The 23,675-nt window shown below is 70.8% G+C and carries 21 protein-coding genes, 2 tRNA genes, 1 pseudogene and 1 riboswitch; of the genes and pseudogenes, 9 read left to right on the plus strand and 15 right to left on the minus strand.

Translation table 11 applies throughout. From position 1 onward, the window contains the following. Positions 1-378 precede the first annotated feature (378 nt). The 4 genes from LJ657_RS36875 (at position 379) to LJ657_RS36890 (ending at position 5,615) form a co-directional block, all read left to right on the plus strand. Positions 379-1,803, plus strand: coding sequence for an NsdA family TPR-like regulatory protein (locus LJ657_RS36875; protein ID WP_232653294.1), 1,425 nt, complete (start codon positions 379-381; stop codon positions 1,801-1,803). 137 nt (positions 1,804-1,940) lie between these two features. Next, positions 1,941-3,161 carry an L-2-hydroxyglutarate dehydrogenase gene (lhgD, locus tag LJ657_RS36880; RefSeq protein ID WP_232653295.1) on the plus strand — a complete coding sequence of 407 codons (1,221 nt, stop codon included), beginning with the start codon at positions 1,941-1,943 and terminating at the stop codon, positions 3,159-3,161. Between the two features lie 224 nt (positions 3,162-3,385). Then, positions 3,386-4,225, plus strand: a complete 840-nt coding sequence (gene trmB / locus LJ657_RS36885; protein ID WP_232653296.1) for a tRNA (guanosine(46)-N7)-methyltransferase TrmB — start codon at positions 3,386-3,388, stop codon at positions 4,223-4,225. A 70-nt stretch (positions 4,226-4,295) separates the two neighbouring features. Further along, entirely contained in the window at positions 4,296-5,615 is a 1,320-nt protein-coding gene (locus LJ657_RS36890) for a PrsW family intramembrane metalloprotease (protein ID WP_232653297.1), read from the plus strand. Between the two features lie 18 nt (positions 5,616-5,633). Here the strand turns inward: LJ657_RS36890 and LJ657_RS36895 are convergent, their stop codons facing one another. The 6 genes from LJ657_RS36895 to LJ657_RS36920 form a co-directional block, all read right to left on the minus strand. Continuing rightward, positions 5,634-6,584 (minus strand): aldo/keto reductase, encoded by a 951-nt coding sequence (locus tag LJ657_RS36895; protein WP_232653298.1) that lies wholly within the window; start codon positions 6,582-6,584, stop codon positions 5,634-5,636. A 108-nt stretch (positions 6,585-6,692) separates the two neighbouring features. Next, a complete protein-coding gene (locus LJ657_RS36900; RefSeq protein ID WP_232653299.1) occupies positions 6,693-7,718 on the minus strand; it encodes a M23 family metallopeptidase in 1,026 nt (341 codons plus the stop codon). 11 nt (positions 7,719-7,729) lie between these two features. Then, positions 7,730-7,887: riboswitch (cyclic di-AMP (ydaO/yuaA leader) on the minus strand. Between the two features lie 265 nt (positions 7,888-8,152). Further along, positions 8,153-9,235 (minus strand): PP2C family protein-serine/threonine phosphatase, encoded by a 1,083-nt coding sequence (locus tag LJ657_RS36905; protein WP_232653300.1) that lies wholly within the window; start codon positions 9,233-9,235, stop codon positions 8,153-8,155. Positions 9,236-9,342: 107 nt separating this feature from the next. After that, positions 9,343-9,416 (minus strand) — tRNA-Met (locus LJ657_RS36910). A gap of 98 nt (positions 9,417-9,514) precedes the next feature. Beyond that, positions 9,515-10,738, minus strand: coding sequence for an alginate lyase family protein (locus LJ657_RS36915; protein ID WP_372488023.1), 1,224 nt, complete (start codon positions 10,736-10,738; stop codon positions 9,515-9,517). A gap of 227 nt (positions 10,739-10,965) precedes the next feature. Next, the gene (locus LJ657_RS36920) at positions 10,966-12,093 is read right to left on the minus strand and encodes a dihydrofolate reductase family protein (protein WP_232653302.1); all 1,128 of its coding nucleotides are present in this window, start codon (positions 12,091-12,093) and stop codon (positions 10,966-10,968) included. A 90-nt stretch (positions 12,094-12,183) separates the two neighbouring features. On the opposite strand from LJ657_RS36920, the gene LJ657_RS36925 reads away from it, so the two are divergent. Both LJ657_RS36925 and LJ657_RS36930 read left to right on the plus strand, forming a co-directional pair. Further along, positions 12,184-12,699 carry a MarR family winged helix-turn-helix transcriptional regulator gene (locus tag LJ657_RS36925; protein ID WP_232653303.1) on the plus strand — a complete coding sequence of 172 codons (516 nt, stop codon included), beginning with the start codon at positions 12,184-12,186 and terminating at the stop codon, positions 12,697-12,699. A 134-nt stretch (positions 12,700-12,833) separates the two neighbouring features. Continuing rightward, entirely contained in the window at positions 12,834-13,466 is a 633-nt protein-coding gene (locus tag LJ657_RS36930) for a GTP cyclohydrolase II (protein ID WP_099929894.1), read from the plus strand. Positions 13,467-13,493: 27 nt separating this feature from the next. On the opposite strand, the pseudogene LJ657_RS36935 reads toward LJ657_RS36930, so the two are convergent. Both LJ657_RS36935 and LJ657_RS36940 read right to left on the minus strand, forming a co-directional pair. Continuing rightward, positions 13,494-14,682: pseudogene (locus LJ657_RS36935) on the minus strand (sensor histidine kinase). Between the two features lie 424 nt (positions 14,683-15,106). After that, positions 15,107-15,658: an NADPH-dependent FMN reductase gene (locus LJ657_RS36940; RefSeq protein WP_232653305.1), complete on the minus strand. Its 552-nt coding sequence runs from the start codon at positions 15,656-15,658 to the stop codon at positions 15,107-15,109. A 198-nt stretch (positions 15,659-15,856) separates the two neighbouring features. On the opposite strand from LJ657_RS36940, the gene LJ657_RS36945 reads away from it, so the two are divergent. Beyond that, on the plus strand, positions 15,857-16,408 hold the full coding sequence (locus tag LJ657_RS36945; protein WP_232653307.1) for a TSCPD domain-containing protein: 552 nt from the start codon (positions 15,857-15,859) through the stop codon (positions 16,406-16,408). A 127-nt stretch (positions 16,409-16,535) separates the two neighbouring features. Then, complete coding sequence (locus tag LJ657_RS36950; protein WP_232653309.1) at positions 16,536-16,793, plus strand: hypothetical protein; 258 nt, start codon at positions 16,536-16,538, stop codon at positions 16,791-16,793. A 94-nt stretch (positions 16,794-16,887) separates the two neighbouring features. On the opposite strand, the gene LJ657_RS36955 is transcribed toward LJ657_RS36950, so the two are convergent. The 6 genes from LJ657_RS36955 to LJ657_RS36980 form a co-directional block, all read right to left on the minus strand. Further along, the gene (locus tag LJ657_RS36955) at positions 16,888-17,154 is read right to left on the minus strand and encodes a hypothetical protein (protein ID WP_232653311.1); all 267 of its coding nucleotides are present in this window, start codon (positions 17,152-17,154) and stop codon (positions 16,888-16,890) included. A 203-nt stretch (positions 17,155-17,357) separates the two neighbouring features. After that, entirely contained in the window at positions 17,358-18,743 is a 1,386-nt protein-coding gene (locus LJ657_RS36960) for an MFS transporter (RefSeq protein ID WP_232653312.1), read from the minus strand. Beyond that, the gene (locus LJ657_RS36965; RefSeq protein WP_232653313.1) at positions 18,740-20,599 is read right to left on the minus strand and encodes a glycoside hydrolase family 15 protein; all 1,860 of its coding nucleotides are present in this window, start codon (positions 20,597-20,599) and stop codon (positions 18,740-18,742) included. The genes LJ657_RS36960 and LJ657_RS36965 overlap by 4 nt, the downstream gene beginning before the upstream one ends. 264 nt (positions 20,600-20,863) lie before the next feature. Beyond that, positions 20,864-21,289 (minus strand): arsenate reductase ArsC, encoded by a 426-nt coding sequence (locus tag LJ657_RS36970; protein WP_232653314.1) that lies wholly within the window; start codon positions 21,287-21,289, stop codon positions 20,864-20,866. Between the two features lie 29 nt (positions 21,290-21,318). After that, a complete protein-coding gene (locus LJ657_RS36975; protein WP_232653316.1) occupies positions 21,319-22,050 on the minus strand; it encodes an aquaporin in 732 nt (243 codons plus the stop codon). Further along, a complete protein-coding gene (locus tag LJ657_RS36980; protein ID WP_232653317.1) occupies positions 22,047-22,421 on the minus strand; it encodes an ArsR/SmtB family transcription factor in 375 nt (124 codons plus the stop codon). Before LJ657_RS36980 ends, LJ657_RS36975 begins: the two co-directional genes overlap by 4 nt. A gap of 108 nt (positions 22,422-22,529) precedes the next feature. Between LJ657_RS36980 and arsM the strand changes: the two genes are divergently transcribed. Further along, positions 22,530-23,423 (plus strand): arsenite methyltransferase, encoded by an 894-nt coding sequence (gene arsM / locus LJ657_RS36985; protein WP_232653318.1) that lies wholly within the window; start codon positions 22,530-22,532, stop codon positions 23,421-23,423. 120 nt (positions 23,424-23,543) lie between these two features. Here the strand turns inward: arsM and LJ657_RS36990 are convergent. Next, positions 23,544-23,616, minus strand: a tRNA-Lys gene (locus LJ657_RS36990). Between the last annotated feature and the right edge of the window lie 59 nt (positions 23,617-23,675).

Here is a 23,675-nt window from a genome sequence, read left to right on the forward strand (position 1 = left end):
GCTCCGTACAGGCTCTGAGCATCGCATCACCCGCGCGCAGCCCGGGAGACGGAGTTCGCCCCCCGGGCCCGTCCGCCGCCCGCGGGGATGTAGGCGGCGGTGTCCCCCAGCCCACTGGATCCAGTACAGCGGGCCGACCCACGCAGCATCCATGGAAGCGCTCCCCCGGTGGCCGGAGAAGAGCGCACGGGCGGGCGCACGGCCACACAACGGGAGCACGACGCAACTGCGCGTATCGGACCCGTACTTCAGTACGGACCACAATCCCGCCATCCGGAACAATGCCCCTTAACGCTTGGGATGCGGCGAACTACGCTGGGTTTACGAATGCCGGGTGGTTATGCCAGCGCGGCAGCCGTCTGTGTCGAGGGGTGGCGCATGTCCAGGGAGCAACGCGGGCCGAACGAAAAACTCGGCACCGTTCTCGCCCTCGCGGGAATCAGCAACGCAGGACTCGCGCGTCGCGTCAACGATCTTGGCGCTCAACGCGGGTTGACTCTTCGCTACGACAAGACCTCGGTGGCGCGCTGGGTGTCGAAGGGCATGGTGCCGCAGGGTGCCGCCCCGCACCTCATCGCCGCCGCGATAGGCCAGAAGCTCGGCCGCCCGGTGCCGCTCCACGAGATCGGCCTGGCGGACGCGGATCCCGCCCCCGAAGTGGGCCTCGCCTTCCCCAGGGACGTAGGACAGGCCGTGCGGTCGGCGACGGAGCTCTACCGTCTCGACCTCGCCGGGCGCCGGGCCGGCTCCGGCGGCATCTGGCAGTCGCTGGCCGGATCGTTCGCAGTAAGCGCATACGCAACGCCCGCCTCACGGTGGCTGATAACACCGGCCGACAGTTCGGTCGCGCGCGAGGCGAACTCCGCCGACGGCTCGGGCGCACCGCTCAAAGTCGGCCACAGCGATGTGCAGAAGCTGCGGGAGGCCGCCGAGGACGCCCGGCGCTGGGACTCCAAGTACGGCGGAGGCGACTGGCGTTCGTCGATGGTGCCCGAGTGCTTGCGGGTGGAGGCGGCTCCGCTGCTGCTCGGCGCGTACTCGGACGAGGTCGGGCGCGCCCTGTTCGGGGCGAGCGCCGAACTGACCCGGCTCGCGGGCTGGATGGCCTTCGACACCGGGCAGCAGGAGGCCGCGCAGCGGTACTACATCCAGGCCCTGCGGCTGGCCCGGGCCGCCGCGGACGTTCCCCTCGGGGGGTACGTGCTGGCGTCCATGTCGCTTCAGGCGACCTATCGCGGCTTCGGCGACGAGGGCGTCGATCTCGCGCAGGCCGCACTGGAGCGCAACCGGGGGCTGGCGACCGCCCGCACCATGAGTTTCTTCCGGCTCGTCGAGGCACGTGCGCACGCGCGCGCGAGTGACGCGCAGGCGGCGGGCGCGGCGCTGCGGGCCGCCGAGGGGTGGCTGGAGCGGGCCCGCGACGGGGACAATGACCCGTCCTGGCTCGGTTTCTACTCTTACGACCGTTTCGCGGCCGACGCGGCGGAGTGCTACCGCGATCTGAAGGCACCGCGTCAGGTGCGGCGGTTCACCGAGCAGGCGCTGTCGCAGCCGACGGAGGAGTTCGTGCGGTCGCACGGGCTGCGGCTGGTCGTCTCGGCGGTGGCCGAGCTGGAGTCGGGCAATCTCGATGCGGCGTGCGAGCAGGGGGTGCGGGCGGTGGAGGTTGCGGGGCGGATCTCGTCCGCGCGGACCACGGAGTACGTGAAGGATCTTCTGCATCGGCTGGAGCCGTACGGGGACGAGCCCCGTGTGGTGGAGTTGCGGGAGCGGGCGCGGCCGTTGTTGATGGCCCCGGCGTGAGGGCTCCCACTCGTCTGCCTGGTTCCTGTGATCTCTGGGCCGCAGGTTGTCGTGGGTCGCTCGCGCAGTTCCCCGCGCCCCTGAAGGGGCACGTTTGAAGTGGCTGTCAGTGGCGCAGTGCACTATCTAGGCGGGAGGTGGTGCAGGTGCGGCCGGGGATCGCTTACGACTGTGATGTGCTGGTGGTGGGGGGTGGCATCGTCGGGCTGTCCACGGCGTTCGCGATCACGCGTATCGCGCCGGGGACGCGGGTGACCGTGCTGGAGAAGGAGCCGGGGCCGGCCAGGCACCAGACGGGGCGCAACAGCGGGGTGATCCACAGCGGGATCTACTACCGGCCGGGCTCCCTGAAGGCGCGGTACGCGGTGCGGGGCGCCGCCGAGATGGTGAAGTTCTGCGCGGAGTACGGGATCGCGCATGCCGTCACCGGCAAGCTGATCGTCGCGACGGAGAAGGACGAGCTGCCGCGCCTGCACGCGCTGGTACAGCGCGGGCGGGAGAACGGAATTCCGGTACGGGAGCTGGGCGCCGCCCAGATCGCGGAGTACGAGCCGCAGGTGCGCGGCCTCGCGGCCATACACGTCGGGACGACCGGGATATGCGACTTCGTGGGGGTCGCCCGGCAGCTGGCCGAGGCATCCGGGGCGGAGATCCGGTACGGGGCGCGGGTCGAGCGGATCGACCGGCGGCCGGAGCTCGGGGTGGCCGTGCGAACGGCGAGCGGTGAGGTCGTCCGTGCGCGCGTGCTGGTGAACTGTGCCGGGCTGTACTGCGACGAGGTGGCCTGGCTGACCGGGGACGACCCCGAGATGCGGATCGTGCCGTTCCGCGGCGAGTACTACGAGCTGGCCCGCCCCGACCTGGTGCACGGCCTGGTGTATCCGGTGCCGGATCCGGCGTTTCCGTTCCTCGGCGTGCACCTCACGCGCGGGATCGACGGCGGAGTGCACATCGGGCCGAACGCGGTGCCGGCGCTGGCGCGGGAAGGGTACGGCTGGGGCGTCGTACGGCCGCGGGAGGTGGCGCGGACACTGGCCTGGCCGGGAGCGTGGCGGATGGCCGGGCGGCACTGGCGGTACGGGGCCGGTGAGCTGGCGCGGTCGGTGTCCAAGGGGGCGTTCACCAAGGCCGTACGACGGCTGCTGCCGGCGGTGACTGCGGACGACCTGGTGCCGACGGCGGCGGGGGTTCGGGCGCAGGCGGTGCTGCGGGACGGGTCGCTGGTGGACGACTTTCTGATCAAGGAGGGGGCGCGGGCTGTGCATGTGCTGAATGCGCCCTCTCCTGCGGCGACGGCTTCGCTGCCGATCGGGCGGGAGGTGGCTGGGCGGGCGTTGGCCATGCTGGGCTCGGTGTGAGGCTTGCCCGGCGGCGGGCGGGCCCGCGGCGGAGCCGCTCATGGATGCAGCTCGCCCCCGCCGCCCCTCCCCGTCCCGTCCCTGGGGGCTGCCGCCCCCAGACCCCCGTTTTCGGCCTGAACGGCCTCGTCCTCAAACGCCGGACGGGCTCTAAGGCCGTGACCGGCGCTCAGGGATGCCACCCGGGCTGAGAGGTGGCTGCACCCCGTAAAATCGACCCCACTGTGTCTGACTCCCTCAATACCCCCGAAGCCCCCCGCCCCGCCCGCTCGGTCCCCGGTGGGTCGATCCGGCATAGCCGGGCCAAGGGTGAGCCCCGGTTTCCGGACGGGCCGAAGGCCGATCCTGCCGGGTCGCACTTCGAGCGGCGGATCCGGAGTTTCCAGCCGCGGCGGAGCCGGGTGACCGCGGGGCAGGCGGATGCGCTGCAGCGGCTGTGGCCCAAGTGGGGGCTGGACATCGACGGACAGCAGACCATCGATCTCGGGGACCTGTTCGGGAACGGCAACCCCGTCGTGCTCGAGATCGGGTTCGGGATGGGGGAGGCCACCGCACAGATGGCCGCCGCGGCCCCGGACACGAACATCCTCGCCGTCGACGTGCACACCCCGGGGCAGGGGAATCTGCTCAACCTCGCCGACCACGACGGGCTGTCCAACGTCCGGGTGGCCAACGGGGACGCGATCATCCTGCTGCGCGAGATGCTCACCGCGGATTCGCTGGACGGGCTGCGGGTCTATTTCCCTGATCCGTGGCCGAAGAAGCGGCATCACAAGCGGCGGCTGATCCAGCCGGAGTTCCTCGACCTCGCCGCGGCCCGGATCAGGCCCGGCGGCATCGTGCACTGCGCGACCGACTGGGAGCCGTACGCCGAACAGATGCTCGAAGTGCTGACGGCGCATCCCGAGTTCGAGAACACGCAGCCAGAGGGCGGTTTTGCGCCCCGTCCCGACTTCCGGCCGCTGACCCGTTTCGAGGGCCAGGGACTGGACAAGGGACATGTCGTGAACGACCTGCTCTTCCGTCGCGTACAGCACCACAACCAGCCCCCCACCGGCGCCTGAAGCCCCACGGCCCTGCGGGCAATCCGAAGTACCGTCGCGGGCGGCGCCCTCCCTCGTTAGGGTCAATGCCGTGGCCACCTTTCCCCCGTACCCGACGCATCCGCCACACCCCGGCAGCCCGGCCGGCGGTGCGCTCGGGCACGCTCACTGGTGGCAGCGCAGATCAGTGCGGTACGGCGCGCTCTGCACGCTGCTCGCCCTCTCCGGCCTCGTCATCCTGGCCATGGTGCGCGAACAGACCGGCACCGAAGGGTTCCTGGTGGGGCTCGGGCTGGCCGTTCTGCCCGTGCCGCTGCTCCTGGCGGCCTTCCGCTGGCTCGACCGCGTCGCGCCCGGCCCCTGGCGCAACCTGCTGTTCGCGTTCGCCTGGGGGGCCTGCGCGGCGGCGCTGATAGCGATCGTCGCCAACAGCTTCGCCACGAAGTGGATAGCGACGGCCACCGCCGACCCGTCCAGCGCGGACACCCTCGGCGCGACCGTCATAGCGCCCATAGTCGAGGAGTCCTCGAAGGCGGCCGCCGTGCTGCTCGTCTTCCTGTTCCGCAGACGGGACTTCACCGGGATCGTCGACGGCGTCGTCATAGCCGGTGTCACCGCCACCGGCTTCGCGTTCACCGAGAACATCCTCTACCTGGGCACCGCCTTCGGCACCGACCAGCTCACCGGCGACCGCGGCATCGCCTCCGTCACCGCGGCGACGTTCTTCGTGCGCATCATCATGTCCCCGTTCGCGCACCCGCTGTTCACCGTCCTCACCGGCATCGGCTTCGGCATCGCCGCGCTCTCCGCGGAACGCCAGCACCTGCGGCGCGTCCTCGTCCCGCTCTGCGGACTGCTGCTCGCGATGAGCATGCACGCGATCTGGAACGGCTCCTCGAACTTCGGCGAGTACGGCTTCTTCGCGGTGTACGCCGCCTTCATGGTCCCCGCGTTCGGCCTGCTGACCTGGCTGGTCATCTGGACCCGCCAGCGCGAACTGCGCACCGTGCGCGAGGAGCTGCCCGCCTACGCCGTCGCCGGCTGGCTCACCCCCGCCGAGCCCTACGCCCTCGGCTCGATGCGGGCGCGCCGGCTCGCCCGCGAACACGCCGCCCACCACCTCGGCAAGCCCGCCGCCCGGGCGGTCGCACAGTACGAGGCGTACGCGACCTCCCTGGCCTTCCTGCGGCACCGGGGCCGGCGTGGCCGCGCCGGCGCCGACTTCGTCGTCAGGGAACGGGAGTTGCTGCACGAGCTGTGGCGGCGCCGTGAGGTGGCGCGCCCGGCGCTGGACCACGCGGCGCGGATGACGGCGCCCCCGACGCCGGTGACGGCACCGCCCTGGCCGGTGTACGGGGCGTACGGGTACCCGGCGGTGCCGAATCCCGCGTACAACCCGTACCGGTCGTAGGACATCAGGCGGCGACGGTCAGGCAGACGCTTCCGTCAGGCGCGTGACCTCGGCCTCGGTGAGCGTCAGCTCGCCCACCGCCAGCAGTGCCGGCAGCTGCTCCACCGTCCGCGCGGACGCGATCGGGGCGGCGACCGTCGGCCGGGCCGCGAGCCAGGCCAGGGCGACCGTGGCGACCGGGGCGTCGTGGGACCGGGCGATCCCGTCCAGGGCGGTCAGGACCCGCTGCCCGCGCTCGGACTCCAGGTGCTTGGCCGCGCCGCCCGCCCGTGGGCTGTCGACCTTCGTGCCGGGCCGGTACTTGCCGGTGAGGAAGCCGGAGGCGAGGGCGTAGTAGGGGACGGCGGCCAGGCCGTAGCGCGCGGCCAGGTCCTGCAGCTCGCCCTCGTAGGTGTCGCGCGAGACCAGGTTGTAGTGGGGCTGCAGGGCCACGTACTTGGCCAGGCCCTCGCGGTCGGAGAACTCCAGGGAGGCGCGGAGCCGGTCGGGTGTGATGTTGGAGGCGGCGATGTGCCGCACCTTGCCCGCCCGCACCAGCTCGTCGAGCGCGCCGATGATCTCCTCGACCGGCACCTCGGGCTTGTCGAAGTGGGTGTAGTAGAGGTCGATGTGGTCGGTGCCGAGACGGCGCAGGGAGGCGTCGGCCGCGGCCTTGATGTTGGCGGCGGACAGGCCCTGGAACTCGGGGTGCTGGCTGACCTTGGTCGCGATCACCACGTCCTCGCGGTTGCCGCGCGCCTTCACCCACTTGCCGATGATCGTCTCGGACTCGCCGCCCTTGTTGCCTTCGGCCCACGCCGAGTAGGCGTCGGCGGTGTCGACGAAGTTGCCGCCGGCGGCCGCATAGGCGTCGAGCACGGCGAAGGAGGCGGCCTCGTCGGCGGTCCAGCCGAAGACGTTGCCGCCCAGGGAGAGCGGGAAGACCTCCAGGCCGGAGGAGCCGAGCTTGCGCAGAGAAGGGGAAGTCATGGTCTACGTCAACGCCCGCCCCGGAGGCCGGTCTTCCGCAACGGGCGCAAAGATCCCGTAAACAAGCGGATTACGGCACTCCGGGTACGGACGGAGAACGTACGGGTGTCAGGGGTTGAGGCCCTTGCTGCGCAGCCACGGCATCGGGTCGATGCCGGTGGCCTGGCCGCCGGGGTGGACCTCGAGGTGGCAGTGCGGGCCGGTCACGTTGCCGGTGGCGCCGACGCGGCCGATGACGTCACCCGTGCTGACCTTCTGGCCGACGCTGACGCTGATCGACGACTGGTGGCAGAACCAGAGCTCCGTACCGTCGTCGAGGGTGAGGATCGTGCGGTAGCCGTACGCGCCCGCCCAGCCGGCCTGTGTGATGGTGCCGGAGTGGATGGCCTTGATGAGCGTTCCCGTGGGGGCGGCGAAGTCGAGGCCCGTGTGGTAGCCGGAGGACCACATGGAACCGGCCTGACCGAAGGTGCCGGTGATCGTGTACGACACGACCGGCAGCGTGTACTGCTTGGCCAGCTCGGCGAGTTTCACGGCCTCGGCCGCCTTCTTGGCCGCCGCCTCCGCCTTTTCCTTGGCGGCCTGGGCCTTGGTGGCCGCGTCCTTCTCCGCCTTGGCGGCGGCGTCGTCGATCTGCTTGGCGAGGGCCGCCTCGGTGGCCGCCTGGCTCTTGCTGTCGATCTGGACCTGCTGCGACTCGGCCTGCGCCATGATCCGGTCGCGCAGCGCCTCACCGGCGCCCTTGGCGCCCTGCGCGGTGCCCGTGGAGGCCGTACGGACGTCGCTGAGCGCGGTCGCGGAGCCCTTGGGGGCGTCGGAGCCACCGCCGAACACATGGCCGACGGAGGCGAGATCGGGCATGGAGATCGACACCGGCGGCTTGCCGGTGTTGGCGCTGGCCATGCCGCCCGCGCCGACGGCGGCTATGACACCGACACCCAGAACCGTGGAGCTGCGGGCGAGTCCCCCGCCGCGCTGCTTGGCGACACGGTGCCGGCCGCGGACCGGGGCGATGGAATCCTCGGTGGGATTCCACTCCTCCCACGGGCCCTCGTCGGTGCGGCGGACGGCGAAGCCGAAGGGCTCGGTGCTCGGCACGAACGGGGCTGCCGGGGCAGGCGGGTTGGACGCCACGTGGGCGTGCTCCTTTCCTTCCTTCTCGCCTACCGGGTTAGCTGACGGGTTCGGAGCAGGAAGGTCTCCTACGCGCGTATACCTGCCGTGCTGCCACGACGGCATCCGTGCGATTCACCCCAGGGTGGTGGTTCCCCGGTTCCCTTGCGGGATTCGGCGCGTGCGCACGGAGCCGCCTCTTGTGACGGCTGGGACGACCGCGCTGCGTTATCGAACGTTAATAGACCCGGGGTGCCGATTCCAAGGTCTTCCGCTTGATCATTAACCTTTCCGACCTGGACAGACAGCGCATGAACGGCGAAAAACGGGCGAGTTGACCCCGCCTCAGGAATCCCAAGGCATTGACGGTATGTCAGTTGTTATGCGGAGGGGGTTCACCCGATCACACCCGGTCACTTCCAGGAGGGAATGGTGAAGAGGAACGGTGAAGACGGTCAGGGCCGTCGTACGGCGAGCAGCGCCATGTCGTCCGTCGTGGCTTCCCCGGCGTGCCGGTGCACCTCCCGCGCGAGGGTGGCGAGCAGCGCGGCGGGGTCCTGGAAGAGCCGGCCGGAGAGCCGGTCGGCGGGTTCGAAGAACCGCCCGCGCTCGTCCCGCGCCTCGGACAGCCCGTCGGTGTACAGCAGCAGCGTGGCCCCGCTGCGGAACGCCGTCTCCTCCGCGCGGTCGGGCCAACTCCCGAAGTCGCCCATGCCGAGCGGCAGGGCGGGCTCACCGGCGTGCAGGGTGTGCACGATGCCGTCCGGGCACAGCAGCAGCGGGGGCGGGTGGCCGCGGGTGACGATGCGTACGACGCCCTCGCCGTGCGGGAGTTCGGCGAGGACGGCGGTGGTGAACCCCTCGAACAACTCGATGCCCTCGCGCCGCGCCGCCTCGCGCGCCAGCGCCCGGTCCAGCCTCTGCGCGACCGCCTCCAGGGTCGCCTCCTGCTCGGCGGCCTCCCGGAACGCCCCGATGACGACGGCCACGGCGGCCACCGCCCCCATCCCCTTCCCCCGTACGTCGCCCACGACCAGCCGTACGCCGTGCGGGCTGTCCTGCACCGCGTACAGGTCGCCGCCGATGAAGGCGCCCGCCTGCGCGGCCTCGTAGCGTGCCGCGATCGCGAGCCCTCCGATCCGCTCGGCCGGCTCGGGCAGCACGGCGCGCTGTGCGGCCTCGGCGATCTCGCGCTGCGAGGCGAGCTCCTCACGGCCGCGGCGGACGAGGAGGTTGATGAGAACGGCCAGGACGGCGACCGTCGCCACGGTGACCAGCTCCGTGACCGCCTCGACCTGGAAGAGGATGCCCATCCCGGCGTGGATCGCGGTCACGACGAGGACGGTCGCGATGCCGGTGAGGACAGTGCCCCGGCGCGCGTAGAGGGGAGCCGCGACCAGGGGCGCGGCGGTGACGAGGGGGCCCGCCGTGAACCGCGACGGGGTGAGGTAGTCGTAAAAGGTCCCGCCGACGATCAGCAGCGCCGGGAGCAGCCGCACGAAGGTGCGCGCGTATGAGATCGGCCCCTCCTGCTCCACCTCTCCAGGTTTCCCTGGACGGGCGCGCGGGGCGAGCCGGATGGCCCGACCGGGGGAAACACTCAGGGCCGGAGTCCAGTGACTGGACTCCGGCCCTGAGCCTTGAGTAGCGGGGACAGGATTTGAACCTGCGACCTCTGGGTTATGAGCCCAGCGAGCTACCGAGCTGCTCCACCCCGCGTCGTTGTGTAACCAGCATACGCCATCCGCGGGGCTGTCTGCGCCAGGGTTTGTCTCCGCCTCCGTTCACCTGCGTTTTCCGGGTCCGGAGGGCCTGCGTCAGTCGGCCGGGTTGTCCGCGTGGGTGAGGGTCTCCCAGGAGACGAAGAGGTCGTCGGTGCCGGCCGGGCGGGTCTGCTCGACCAGCTTGTGAGCGGCCGGGACGGGGGTGCCGAGCCGGTTCTCCAGGTGGTTGAGGGCGACCTCCAGGTCGGGGCCCATGTTCCCGACGACCCTGCCGCCGCACAGCCACTGCGGAGGCTTCGCCCCCATCTCGTAGCGGGCGTGGAAGTCCAGGGCCGCCTTCAGCCGGTCCTTGACGTCGCCGTACAGGTCGACGCCCTGGTGCCAGGCGGTCTCGGCGATGTGCGCGGTGGCGGCCAGGGAGTAGCCGACGTGCTTGAAGTTGCGGCAGGTCTCCTGCGCGATCCCGTCCTCGAACTTCGTCTCCTTGAACCAGTACGTCTCCAGCTTCTGCACGGTGTTGGCGTCGGAGCCGGCCGGGGTGAGCGGGATCTTGCCGTCCTTGCGCAGATAGAAGTAGTCGGGCACCAGTCCGCGGAAGCGTTTGACGGCCGTGTCGAAGGTCTTGTGGTCGTCGGTGAAGACGGCGATCCCGATGGCGGCGTCGGTCATCGCGAGGTCCCAGTTGCCGTTGTAGTCGGGCAGATCCCTGGTGACCTCGGGAAGGTAGGCGGTGCGCAGCATGGCCGCGAACCGCCGCACACGGTCGGCGGGCCAGCCGGCGCCCGGGGCGTACCGCACGATCTCCGCGGCCCGCGCCCAGGTCGACCCGGCCCACGAGGACTGCAACTGGGCGTCCTGCGCGGTGTGCCGCTTCAGCTTCGCCGACCAGGCGTCCATGATCTCCCGGGCCTTGAGGGCGTGCTGGTGCTCGCCGGTGACGCTGTACAGGAGGGCCTGCGTGTAGGCGGCGATGGCGTCCTGCCGCTCCTCCAGACAGCCCTTCGCGCCCTTGCCGCCCCAGGGGCAGTTGACGATCGCGGTCGGCTGAGCCGCGTACTTGTACGAGCCGTACTTGCTGTCCCGCATGTCGAGGAAGGCCTGCAGCCAGGGCTGCTTGCCCGCGATGACGTTCTTGCGTACGACGTCCAGCTGGGCCTTGCTGACGAGGACACCGGGGTGGGTGAACGGGGCGCCCGGGGGCAGCGCCCTCGCCATGGTGCGGGTGCCCGGATCGGTGCCGCAGGAGGCCACGAGCGCCGTCAGCAGGAGGACGAGGAGAGCTGCCGCCGCACGTCTGGGAACTGTCCTCACTGGCACTACCTCCGCGATCGCCTCCGGCCGGTCACGGTCAGCGTCGCCCTTCGGGGAGTCGGCCGCAGGATCTGTTGGGCCGATCGGCCGGTGGGGGGTTGTCGTGGGCGTTGCTCGGGCTGCCGCCCCCAGGCCCCCGCTGCCGGCCTGAGCGGCCTCGTCCTCACACGCCGGACGGGCTGAAATGCCGCGACCGGCGCTGAAAAGGCACGCCCCCCGCCGCGCTGAAACACCTACGCCAAGTGCCGGTTCGGCGCCTTTGCCCGCTCCTCGTACTCCTCCAGCACCACCACCTCGACCCCCCGCCCAGCCAGCAGTCCGCTCCCGTCCGCCCCCGCCACGAACGTGTCCGGTTCCCGCCATGCCGTGACCACGCGTCGTACCCCCGCGTCGAGGATCAGCCGCGCGCACGGCTTGGGGCGGGAGGCTCGGTGGGCGCAGGGTTCCAGGCTGCTGTAGACGGTCGCCGACGCCAGCCGGGGGTCGGCCGGGTCCAGTTTGGCCAGGGCCGCCTCCTCGGCGTGCACGACCGGGTCGTCGCCCTCACGGGAGTGGCCGCGGGCGAGCTCCGTGCCGTCGGCGGCGACGATCACCGCGCCCACGCTGAAGGCCGTGCGGGAGGGCGGGCACTGCGCCGCGAGGTCGCAGGCGAGGGCCAGCCAGTGGTGGTCGGCGGCGGTGGCGAGCGGGCCGGTGCCGGGAGCCGTGGGCTCGTAGCGCATGAGGACGACGTCCTCGATCCGGCGGGTTTCCGTCAGGCGCAGTCGGCCGGGCTGGTAGGCGCCGGGGCCGAAGAGACGGGGGGCGTCCGGGTCACCGACGAAGAGGGGGGCGAGAACGAGCTGGAGTTCGTCGGCAAGACCCTCCTGGAGAAGCTGCGTGTGGATCGTGCCGCCGCCCTCGACCATCAGACGCCGTACTCCGCGTACGTCGTGCAGGTGCTCCAGGACGCGGCGCCAGTCGAGGTCGGGGCCGAGCGGGACGAGGTCGGCGGCGAGGCCGGCCACGCGGGCCTGCTCGGCTCCCTTGTCGGTCGTGTAGACGATCTTCTCGCCGCCCGTGTGCCAGAACTTCGCGTCCGGGTCCAGGTCGCCGGAGCCGCTGACGGTGACCTTGAGGGGGTACTCCGGCTCTCCGGCGGCGACGCGGGCGGCGCGGCGGGCGGGCGAGTTCACGAGCAGGCGCGGGTTGTCGGCGCGGATCGTGCCGGCGCCGACGAGGATCGCGTCGACGGAGGCACGGACCTCGTCCACCCTGTCGAAGTCCGCCGGGCTGGAGAGCAGGAGGCGCTCGGGGCCGGTGTCGTCGAGGTAGCCGTCGAGGGAGACGGCGGCGGACAGCAGGACGTACGGGTACGGCATCGGACGCGCTCACTCTCGGCGGCGGAGCTGGGACGACGGGCTGCGAACTGGACGCTTGGTTAAAGTTTGAAACAAACCTACACTGGTCGCATGACGACTCGCTGGCTCTCGGAGAAGGAGCAGCGCGCCTGGCGCGCGTACATCGCGGCGACGCACCTCCTGGAGGACGCGATCGACCGGCAGCTCCAGCAGGACGCCGGCATGCCGCATCTGTACTACTCCATCCTGGCCAACCTCTCCGAGGCACCGGAGGGCAGGCTGCGCATGACCGATCTCGCCGAGCGGGCGAAGATCACGCGCAGCCGGCTGACGTATGCCGTGACCCGGCTGGAGAAGGACGGTCTGATCCGGCGCGAGGACTGCCAGTGGGACAAGCGCAGCAGCTTCGCCATGCTGACCGACGAGGGGATGGCCGTGCTGGAGCGGACGGCGCCGGGGCATGTGGAGACCGTGCGTTCACTGCTCTTCGACCAGCTGACCCCGGAGCAGGTGGAGCAGCTGGAGGAGATCTTCTCGGGACTCGCGCAGACCCTGGAGCGGGACGAGGAGCGCCCCACCCCGGAGGACGTCCCCTGGCGCCGCCGCTCCTCCGGGCCGTGCTCCTGAGGGGGCCGCGCCGCGGCCCGGAAACCTGAAGTATCCCGAAAAGCCGTTGCTTCAAATTTAAAGCATGGGGTAGGGTTCCCGACCATGGACCTGCTTCAAAACTGAAGCAGATATGGACGACCCCGGAGACCCGCATGCCCGACTTCCCCGCCGCCACCCCGCGCTCCCGCGTCCGGGTCCCGCTGCGCTTCCAGGACGGCTACAGCGTCGACGCCGAACTGGTCACCTTCCACGGCCTGACCGACGGCCAGGAGCACGTCGCCGTCGTCCTGGGCGACCCGGCCCCCGGCACGACGCCCCTGGTCCGCCTGCATTCCGAGTGCCTGACCGGCGACGTCTTCGGCTCGGCCCGCTGCGACTGCGGACCCCAGCTGCGGGAGGCGGTCGAGCGGATCGCGGACCGCGGCGGCGTGCTGCTCTACCTCCGTCAGGAGGGCCGCGGCATCGGCCTCTACAACAAGCTGGACGCGTACGCCCTCCAGGACCAGGGCCTCGACACGTACGAGGCGAACGCGGCCCTGGGCCTGCCCGAGGACGACCGCGACTACACGGCGGCCGCGCAGATGCTGGGGGCGCTGGGCATCGACAGCCTGGACCTGCTCTCCAACAACCCCGACAAGGCCGGTCAGCTCCGTGACCTGGGCATCGACGTCCACGACCGCGTCCCGACGGGGGTCTTCACCACCGCCCACAACGTCCGCTACCTGCGCGCGAAGGTCCTCCAGACCCAGCACACGCTGCCGCTGGCGGAGCTCAGCGCCGGCTGACCCGAGGGTTGCCCGGGCCGGCGGCGCTCACCACACGCACGGCAGCAGTACGTCGATCACCGCCGGCCCGCCGGCCGGGCTGGACAGCTCCACCGTCCCGTCCAGCGCGGCGACCCGCCGCCGCATGCCGAGCAGTCCCGAGCCGCTCGTCTCGTCGGCGCCGCCGGGTCCCTCGTCGGTCACCCGCACCCGCAGCCCGCGCCTGAGCCGCTCCAGCCGGACCGAGGCCCGCGGTGAGTCGCTGTACTTGGCGGCGTTGGTCAGTGCCTCCGCCACCACGAAGTACGCGGCTGCCTCGACCGCGGCGGGTGCCCGCAGCCCGTCGTCCTCCAACCGGTCCACCTCGACGGTCACCTGCAGCCCTCCCCCACTCTCGGCTTCCCTTGAGCGGGGGGACCCCCAGCTCGCGGCCAGCGCCCGTACGGCGCCGGCCAGGCCGCGGTCGGTGAGGATCGGCGGGTGGATGCCGCGGACCACGTTGCGCAGATCGGCCAGCGCCTGCTCGGCCTGCGCCTGCGCTTCGTCCAGCAGCCTGCGGGCGGACTCCGGGTCCCGGTCGTAGGCGCGCCTGGCGAGCCCGATCCGCAGGGACAGGGCGACCAGGTCGGCCTGCGCGCCGTCGTGCAGATCGCGTTCGATACGGCGCAGTTCGGCGCCGTGGGCGGCGATCGCGTCGGCGCGTGTGGCCGCCAACTCATCGACCCGTGCGGCCAGTTGAGCCTTCGGGGGCGGCTTGAGCAGGGCGGTCGACCAGTTCGCCTCCAGGTCCGCGAGGCGCACGATCAGCGGCAGGACGAGGGGAGTGCGCCGCAGCAGTCCGCTCCACACCCCGTCGACGACCAGGCCGACCGGCCACAGCGGCAGCGCGAGGACGAGCAGGGCGCCGTAGAAGTGGTCGGCGGCCATCCAGCGCAGGTCGGCGAAGGTGCCGGGGTCACGCAGGGCCGTACGGATCCGTTCGCGGAGCGTCCCGGTGAGGGGCCGGTACGCCTCGGGGATCCGCTGCCCCGTCCATCCGGCCGTCATGCTCCGCTTGGCGCCCGCGATCCGCCGGATGATCAGCACCGTCTCGGGCAGCATCCACGCCGACCACCGCCAGCGTGGCGATCACGGTGATGATCAGCACCGTGATGAAGAGCCACAGGCAGAACGCCGTCGCCGCGGCCAGAACGAGATGGACCGTGGCCCGCCACGCCTGCCGCACCGTTTTCCCCATGCCGCCACGCCAAGCGACCCGCCCTCCGCGGCGCGGTGTAGCGGGCTGCACCTTCTGCGCCGGTCAGCCGCGGGGAAGGCGACTCCGTCGCCGTCCTCGGGTGGGGCCCTTCCAGGCCTGCCGACGGCAGGGCATGGATACCGGGTCCGGTACGGCGGCGCCCCGAACTGTGGCGTGACCACGCCGCGAGGGCGCCACCGCGCACCCGCTCATTGACGCGCGACAGCGCACAGGTGTCACAGGCCGGGCCGCCCGGTGAGCGCGAGCCGCGCAGGAGCCGCGGACAGCGCCGCCCGCACGCCGCCCACCTCGCCAGGCTCCGGGAGTGCCGCCGTCGCCCACCGAGCCTGCGGGCAGTCGTGCCGCTTGGGGCCGCACGGGCGGGCGCAGGCGGCTCCCCGCAACGTCGGGCCGCGCTCGTACCTCAGGCGGGCCCGGCCGCCCGGGCCGCCAACAGCCGCAGCACCTCGGTGACTTGGCGGCGCACCTCCGGATCGGCGACAGCCCCGTCCGCACCGACCGCCTGCCGCCCCACCGTGATCCTCACGCAGGCCGGCTCCACGATGTCGGCGCCGGTGTAGCCGAGCACCGTCCGCAGCGTGGCCTCCGCACCCTGCCCGCGCCCCGGAGCGGCCGCGTTCACCCAGGCCACCGGCTTGTCGCAGATCTCGGTGCCGCCGACCGTCCAGTCGAGCAGGTTCTTGAACGCCCCCGGCAGGGTCCCCGCGTACTCCGGCGTGCAGACCAGCACCCCGGCCGCCCCCTCGATCGCCGCCCGCAGCGCGGCCACCGCCTCCGGCAACGGCTCCGCGTCGTCATCGGGGTTGAAGTGCGGAAGGCCCGCCAGACCGTCGTACAGCACGGTCTCCAGCGCCACCGACGGCGCCACGGCCCGCGCGGTGCGCAGCACGGCCTCGTTGGTGGAGCCGACCCGCAAACTCCCGGACAGCAGAAGGATCACCGGCAACGTGGTCATCGGCCCAACTTACTGCGGACCGGCCCCTCTTCCGGCGCGCCACCACTGGCTCCCCGCCCTCGCACCCTTATCTTCAACCCCAACATGTTGTGGCCGACGGCGAGTTGAAACCCACAGATTGTGTACAAGGGTGCGCCCTGCCGGAATTGGACCACGAATGTCCGGGAAGCCGCAGATCGACGACGAGTGAGGGCGTTCATGACTGAGCGATTCGGGGACGGCACGACACGGACGGCCGACGAGACGCGGGCGGCGGCCCGGCCTGCCGTACCGCGCCCCGCGAGGCGGATGCGGTCGACGACCCGGTCGTTCAGCGTCGGCGAGGGCAAGGGATACCTCACCGTCGCGCACACCCCTGACGGCCGCGTCGCCGAGGTGATGGTCCGCATGGCCAAGCAGGGCTCCACCCTCGCGGGCATGATGGACGCCTTCTCCTCGACCGTCACCCGGGGCCTCCAGCACGGCGTCCCGCTCGACATCCTCGTGGCGGACTACGTCGGAACCCGCTTCGAACCCTCCGGTCTCACCAACGACCCGGACATCAGGCAGGCCGGCTCCGTCATGGACTACGTCGGCCGCCGCCTCGCCCTGGACCACCTGCCCTATGAGATCCGGGCCGGCCTCGGCGTCCTCACCGCCGAGGAACGCGCGGCGAAACAGACCCTCGACGGGGTCGGCGAGGCCGTATGGACCGATCTCGTGGGCCTGTCCATGTCCGCACCGGTCGTCGGGCGACCGCGCCGCGGCTGAGGGTCGTACGAAAAAACGACACGGCGCGCGAACAACCCCAAGATCCCAAATGACTACTATCTGTGCATATATTGTCACAATACGTAGTCAGCCAGGGCGTCGCGCCCGGGTAAGAAAGGGTCTAACCATGCGTAAGTTCCAGCGCGTTGCCGTCGTAGCCGCAGCGATCGCGGGCCTGTCCGCCTTCGGCGCCGGCGTCAGCTTCGCCCACGACCACGGCCACGACGACGAGGGCGTGACCGCGGTGGCCAACTCGCAGTCCAACGCCGTGGCCTACGACGACGACAGCCGCAGCGGGCGCCACGGCAGCCCGGACGCGGCTCCCGCCTTCACGACAGGGAGCGACTTCAACCTCGGGAACGTCACTCCGCCGGCGGCCAAGTAACCAAGCCCCGCCCAGCAGGCCACGGTGATGGCCACGGCCTGCTGGGCGGACCGCCCAGCAGGCCGCTCATCCGGCGGCAGCAGCCGCCTTCGACCTACTTGCCGACGCCGTTGTTGCAGCCCATGTCCGAACCCATGGGGGTGCTCTGTCCACCCGGGTTGCCCTCGCCGTTGAGCGCGTTGCCCAACAGCCCGTCGATGAGCCCGACCTGACCGAGGACGGTGATGTTCAGGTCGTGCGACCTGCAGGTGGTGCTCTGCTGGACACCGGTGCCACCGTCGGCGTGTGCGCCGCCGGCACTCAGAAGCCCGACACTCCCGAGGGCGGCGACCAGGACGGCAGCCTTGCGAAGCTTGTGCATGTCATCTCCGTGGAGCGAAGTGGATGCGACCTGTGACAGATCAACTCCTTGCTGCAACGGGAGATTAGTGCGAAATACCCCAAAACGGACGGCAGCGCGCCAGGTTTCCTGATCTCGCACGCGATCTCACACCGAAAACACCGCGGTGCCCGACCCGAACTGGGCGCCGGACGGGGCGACAGAGGCAGGGACGATCCCGGCGCCTACCGCGACCTGGCGGTAGGCGCCGGGTTTCTTGGGAGCAGGGCTGCCGCGGTGAGGCCGAGGAGTGCGACGGCCGCGAGGACGATCATTGCGGCGGCGTAGGCGTGTTTGGTGAGGTTGGCGACGAGGATGGTGCCGGCGACGGCCGTGCCGAGCGAGGATCCGAGGTTGGAGACGCTGCGGGACAGGCCGGAGATCTCGCCCTGCTGCTGTTCGGGGAAGCTGGACTGGACGATGTTGACGGATGGGGTCAGCATCACGCCGAGTCCCAGTCCGATCAGAAGGAGTCCGGGGGCGAAGGCCCAGGCGCTCGGGGAGCCGGCAACCAGGGCGAGCAGGACGCCGATACCGACGGTGGTGAGGCTGAAGCCCGCCATGACGAGGGTGCGTTGTGCGTATCGCTCGGCCAGGCGCTCTGCCGCCAGGGACGAGGCGAGCAGACCGAGGGTGGCGGCGGTGAAGATGACTCCGGTCTGGATCGCGTCGTAGTGGCGTACGACCTGGAGATAGGCCGCCACCACGAAGGATGTGCCCATGAGCACGAGCCACTGGACGTTCTGGGTGATCAGGCCGAGGTTGGACGTGTGGTTGCGGAACAGGGACGGTGACAGCAGCGGCTCCTGACCTGCCCGTTCCTTGGCGCGTACCGACTGGAGGAACCAGGCCAGGACGAGCACGCCGGCCAGGAGGAGACCGGTCATCAGCCACAGGTTGTTGTCGGCGGCCAGGATGCCCAAGACGACGAGGATGAGGCCGACGGCGGACAGTACCGCGCCCTGGATGTCGAAGGGGCGGTCGGGGGCCGGGGGCAGAGGGTCGTTGACGCGGCGGCTCAGCAGGATGATGGCGACGATCACCAGGGCCTGGAAGACGAAGGCGGCCCGCCAGCTCAGACCGGAGGTGATGAGGCCGCCGATCAGGGGGCCGGCGGCGGCGCCTATGCCGCCGAGGGCCATGATGGCGCCGAACGCGCGGGCACGTGAGGTCATGTCGGTGAACAGAAGCGTGGTGAGGATGTAGACGGGCGGGATGAGCAGGGCCGTGCCGACCCCTTCGAGGATGGAATTGCCGAGGATGAGGACGCCCAGGCCCGGGGAGAGTGCGCTGAGCAGAGCACCGACGCCGTAGACGACGAGCCCGGCGAGGAAACAGCGTTTGCGGCCGTAGCGGTCGGTCGCTTTGCCGCCGGGGATCATCAGGGCCGCCATGACCAGCAGGAAGATCGTGATCGCGACCTGGACGCCCTGCACGGTGGTATCGAGATCCTCGCTGATGTCGTTGATCATCACGTTCATGTTCGAGCCGGCGAAGCTGCAGATGAACTGGGCGAGGGCGAGCGGGAGGAGCACTCCTCGCTGCGTGCCGAGGCGAGGCGCGGGATTCATACACCTGTCCTGGGAGGCCCGGGGACCGGCTGTGCCGCGGCTTGGTCGAGTTGTTCGTCCAGTGCCATGGCGGCGGTGACCAGGGCGAGGTGGGTGAACGCCTGGGGGAAGTTGCCCAGTTGTTCACCGGAGGGGCCGATCTCTTCGGCGAAGAGGCCGACGTGGTTGGCGTAGGTGAGCATCTTGTCGAACGCGTAGCGGGCCTGGGTCAGCCGTCCGGACCTGGCGAGGGCCTCGACGTAGAGGAAGCTGCACAGGTTGAACGTGCCCTCGAAGCCGCGCAGTCCGTCCGGGGAGGCTTCGGGGTTGTAGCGGTAGACGAGGCTGTCACTGACCAGCTCCCGGTCCATGGCCTCCAGAGTGCTCGCCCAGGCCGGGTCGTGCGGGGAGAGGAAGCCGACCCGGGGCATGAGCAGGAGCGACGCGTCCAGTACCTCGGAGTCGTAGTGCTGCACGAACGCTTCACGCTTCGGGCTCCAGCCGCGTTCGATGATCTGCTCGAAGACGCTGTCGCGGGCCTGCGCCCACCGGGCGGTGTCGGCCGGCCTGGCGTGCTCGGTGGCGATCCGGATGCCCCGGTCGAAGGCGACCCAGGTCATGAGTCGGCTGTAGGTGAAGTCCTTGCGGCCTCCGCGAGTCTCCCAGATGCCCTCGTCGGGCCGGTCCCAGGAGTCGGCGAGCCAGTCCAGCATGGCCGCGAAGGCGCGCCATCCTGCCAGGCCCCCGAAGTCACCTGCCGGAGCCAGGGCGTCGGCGGCTTCACCGTAGATGTCCAACTGGATCTGGTCGGCTGCCCCGTTGCCGATCCGCACCGGTGCCGAGCCCCGGTAGCCCTCCAGGTGATCGAGGCTCTCCTCGGAGATCCTGGGATCCCCGTCGACCCGGTACATGATCTGCAGACGCTCACCCGAAGCCGTTTCACCGGTCTCGATACGGCTGCGCAGCCAACGGCGGAATGCCAGCGCCTCCTCGGTGAAGCCGAGATCGATCAACGTGCGGACGGACAGCGAGGCGTCACGGATCCAGGTGTAGCGGTAGTCCCAGTTGCGCTCACCGCCGATCTGCTCCGGCAGGCCCGCGGTGGCAGCCGCGATGGGTGCCCCGGTCGGAGCGTAGGTGAGCAGCTTGAGAGTGATCGCCGCGCGGTTGACCATGTCCCGCCAGCGGCCCCGGTAGGTGGAGGAGCGGAGCCAGCCCAGCCAGAAGGCCCGGCAGGAGTCGAATTCGCCGCGGATCAGGTCCCGGGACAGCGGGGGTGGAGCGGCTCCACCGTGCGATGCACTGGTGAGCACGACGGCGGCGGTCTCGCCGGCCTCCAGGGTGAAGCGGGCCGTGATGTCGCCGGCGTCGTCGTCGAGCACGATCGGGGGGCTTGCCTGGAGATGCAGATCAAGGTCGGGACCGTGGAAGACGGCCGAGCTTCTGTCGCCGCGCTCCAGGGTGTGTGAGGCGCGGCCGTAGTCGAACCGGGGCCGGCAGACCAGCGTGAAGGGCAGCCTGCCCCGCACCACCCGCACCACCCTCACGAGGCGGTGCCGGTCGGTGGGGGCGGAGGCGGGAAGCGGCTCCATGAAGTCGGCCACCTCGCCCACCCCGTCGGGGGCCATGAACCGGGTGACCAGGACGGCGGTGTCCGACAGATACAACTGCCGGACCGTGGCTTCGGCCTCGTCCGCATGGTCCGCCGCGAGCCGACAGTAGCCTCCCCGCTCGCTGTCGAGCAGGGAGGCGAAGACGCTGGGTGCGTCGAAGCGCGGTGTGCACCACCAGTCGATCGTTCCCTCGGAGGACACCAGCGCGGCGGTCTGAAGATCACCGACCATGCCGTGGTCGGCTATCGGCGGGTAACGGTTCACCGGTACGCCTCCTTCGCCAGGGCCCGGCGCCCGGGTCACCCGCGCATCCCATCCGTACCTGGCGGGATCCTCCCCCTGCTGTGGCACGACCCGCAGGGCTCCCCCTCCAAGACTGCGCCCGGTCGTCCTGCCCCGCACCCCGGCTTCGACGCCGCGGCAGCGCCACGGGCTGCGTGGCCGACACAGAGATCTCGCGGGGCGCGGACACACCGGCGCCGGGGGCGGCGACGTGTGGATACGCCGAGCCTGCCACCGCTGCCGGGCTCAGGCCGACGGTGCCGGAATGCCGAGCTCGGCCAGCAGGCCCCGTACTCGCCGCTCGATCTCATCCCGGATCGGCCGCACCGCGGCCGCCCCCTGACCGGCCGGATCTTCGAGTGGCCAGTCCAGGTACCGCTTGCCCGGGAAGACCGGGCAGGTGTCACCGCAGCCCATAGTGATCACGACGTCCGAGGACCGTACGGCCTCGGTGGTGAGGATCTTCGGCGTCTCGGCGGAGACGTCGATCCCCACCTCCTCCATGGCCTCGACCACAGCAGGGTTGACCTCGTCGGCGGGAGCGGAGCCTGCCGAACGGACCTCAACCCCGTCACCGGCAAGGTGAGTGAGGAAGGCTGCGCCCATCTGGGAGCGGCCGGCGTTGTGGACGCAGACGAACAGCACGGACGGACGCGGGGCGGCAGTGCTCATGGCAGGTGTCCTTACGGGTGGAGGCGCGGTCAGGAGGAGGCGAGTTCGGGCTCGCCATGCGGGACGACGACGTCTGCCGTGCGAACCCGGCGTCCGTACACGACTGCCACCGCGCCGAGCCCGAGTACTGCGCCGAGCAGTTGCGCGGCGATGAACGGAGCGACCGAGGCAGGGGCGATCCCCGCGAAGGTGTCGGTGAAGGCACGGCCGATCGTGACGGCGGGATTCGCGAAGGAGGTGGAGGAGGTGAACCAGTAGGCGGCCCCGATGTAGGAGGCCACCGCTGTCGGAGCCAGCGAGGCGCGGCCGACGCGCTCCAGGCCGAAGATGAGCAGAATCAGCCCACCCGTGGCGATGACCTCGCCCAGCCACAGGTGGCCGGCAGAACGGTCGTGGGTGGAGAACTTCACCAGCGGCTCGGCGAACATGGCGTCGGCCAGCACTGCGCCGCCGATCGCCCCGGCAACCTGCGCGGGCACGTAGGCGGCGACCTCCCGCAGGCTCGGCCCGGCGCCGGTGCGGCGGCCGGTGAACCAGGCGGCCATGGTGACGGCGGGGTTGAAGTGCGCGCCGGAGACCGGCCCGAGCAGCAGGACGAGCACGCCCAGCCCGAAGACGGTGGCCAGCGAGTTGGCCAGCAGCTGCACGCCGACATCCTGCGACAGCTCGGTCGCCTGGATCCCGGAGCCCACGACCACGGCCACCAGCAACCCGGTCCCGACCGCCTCGGCGGCGACACGGCGCCCCAGGGAGGCCGTCACGCAGCCGCTCCGGCGGTCTGCGGCGCGGTCAGAAATCCGGCGAGCTTGTCCAGAGCGCCGGGCAGCACCCAGTAGTGGACCCAGGTGCCACGCCGCTCACAGTCGATGAGCCCGGCCTGGCGCAGCAGCTTGAGGTGGTGGGAGATCGTCGGTTGGGAAAGGTCGAAGGCCGGGGTCATCTCACAGACGCAGGTCTCACCGCCCTCCCCGCGCGAGGCGATCATCGACAGCAGGCGCAGCCGGACCGGGTCACCCAGGGCCTTGAAGACCTTGGCCAGCTCCGCCGCCCGCTCCTCATCGAGCGGCGCCTCGGACACTCCTGAGCAGCAGTCGGCGTCCTGGCCGGGCACCTCAAGCTCTTGTTTCGACATGCCTCTATGTTGACGTCTTTCGATACAAGGCGCAAGGTTGCATCAATGAACGTCAATACAAGCCGTTCCGGGGCGTCTCCATGCCCCATCTCTCCCAGGAGTGACGCCATGAGCGAGCAGTCCACCGAACTGCGCGAAACCGTCCGTCGGCGCTACGCCGCCGCAGCCGTGAAGGTCACCGAGGGCGGCACCGGCTGTTGCGGACCCGAGCCGGTCGAAGTCGGCGAGCACTTCGGCTCCACCCTCTACGCCGCCGAGGAGCGCGACGCCCTGCCCGCCGAGGCCGTCGCCGCCTCCCTCGGCTGCGGCAACCCCACGGCCGTGGCCGAACTCCGGGAGGGCGAACGCGTCCTGGACCTCGGCTCCGGCGGCGGCATCGACGTACTGCTCTCCGCCCGCCGCGTCGGCCCGACCGGCAGGGCGTACGGACTGGACATGACCGAGGAGATGCTCGCCCTCGCGCTCGCCAACGCCGAGAAGGCGGGGGCGACCAACGTCGAGTTCCTCAAGGGCACCATCGAGGCGATTCCGCTCCCCGCGGGCACGATCGACGTCGTCATCTCCAACTGCGTGATCAACCTGTCCGTCGACAAGCCCGCCGTCTTCGCCGAGACCTTCCGCGTCCTGAAGCCCGGCGGCCGCATCGGCGTCTCCGATGTCATCGCCGAGGACGCGCTCACTCCCGAACAGCGCGCGGAACGCGGCGACTACGTCGGCTGCATCGCCGGCGCCCTGTCCCTCACCGAGTACCGCACCGGTCTGGAAGCCGCCGGATTCACCGACGTCGAGTTCACCCCGACGCACTCCGTCGCGGACGGCATGCACTCCGCGATCGTCCGGGCCACCAAGCCCGCGGCCTCCGACACGACCTCGCAGGCGAGCAGTTCGGACAGTGCGTGCTGCACAGTCAACGCCTGTTGCACCGCATCCGAGACCTCGGCCGACCCCGCCCTGACCGTCACCGAAGCCAAGAACGCGTCGGGGTGCGGCTGCCAGAGCTGAGCACATCCGCTCACGCATCACTCACGAACGGGCCCGAAAACGAAGCAGCGCCCGATCCGACCGAAGCCGGCTCAGGCGCTGCATAGCAGGTCAGAGGTCATATCCCCCGACCACCACCGGTAGGCCCTGTGGGACTCGAACCCACAACCAATGGATTAAAAGTCCACTGCTCTGCCAATTGAGCTAAGGGCCCCTGGCGATGTTGCCTCCCCGAGCATAGCCGGACACGGCCGTGTCTCCGATCGGGTATCG

Origin of the sequence: Streptomyces guryensis (assembly GCF_021261325.1) — a bacterium.
Lineage (GTDB): Bacteria > Actinomycetota > Actinomycetes > Streptomycetales > Streptomycetaceae > Streptomyces > Streptomyces guryensis.

Bases quoted from the DNA above. Each gene is read 5' to 3' on its own strand.
- LJ657_RS36875 (WP_232653294.1), top strand. From the start codon at position 379: ATGTCCAGGGAGCAACGCGGGCCGAACGAAAAACTCGGCACCGTTCTC.
- LJ657_RS36895 (WP_232653298.1), bottom strand. From the start codon at position 6,584: ATGACTTCCCCTTCTCTGCGCAAGCTCGGCTCCTCCGGCCTGGAGGTC.
- LJ657_RS36920 (WP_232653302.1), bottom strand. From the start codon at position 12,093: ATGCCGTACCCGTACGTCCTGCTGTCCGCCGCCGTCTCCCTCGACGGC.
- LJ657_RS36925 (WP_232653303.1), top strand. From the start codon at position 12,184: ATGACGACTCGCTGGCTCTCGGAGAAGGAGCAGCGCGCCTGGCGCGCG.
- LJ657_RS36930 (WP_099929894.1), top strand. From the start codon at position 12,834: ATGCCCGACTTCCCCGCCGCCACCCCGCGCTCCCGCGTCCGGGTCCCG.
- LJ657_RS36940 (WP_232653305.1), bottom strand. From the start codon at position 15,658: ATGACCACGTTGCCGGTGATCCTTCTGCTGTCCGGGAGTTTGCGGGTC.
- LJ657_RS36945 (WP_232653307.1), top strand. From the start codon at position 15,857: ATGACTGAGCGATTCGGGGACGGCACGACACGGACGGCCGACGAGACG.
- LJ657_RS36950 (WP_232653309.1), top strand. From the start codon at position 16,536: ATGCGTAAGTTCCAGCGCGTTGCCGTCGTAGCCGCAGCGATCGCGGGC.
- LJ657_RS36955 (WP_232653311.1), bottom strand. From the start codon at position 17,154: ATGCACAAGCTTCGCAAGGCTGCCGTCCTGGTCGCCGCCCTCGGGAGT.
- LJ657_RS36960 (WP_232653312.1), bottom strand. From the start codon at position 18,743: ATGAATCCCGCGCCTCGCCTCGGCACGCAGCGAGGAGTGCTCCTCCCG.
- LJ657_RS36970 (WP_232653314.1), bottom strand. From the start codon at position 21,289: ATGAGCACTGCCGCCCCGCGTCCGTCCGTGCTGTTCGTCTGCGTCCAC.
- LJ657_RS36980 (WP_232653317.1), bottom strand. From the start codon at position 22,421: ATGTCGAAACAAGAGCTTGAGGTGCCCGGCCAGGACGCCGACTGCTGC.
- arsM (WP_232653318.1), top strand. From the start codon at position 22,530: ATGAGCGAGCAGTCCACCGAACTGCGCGAAACCGTCCGTCGGCGCTAC.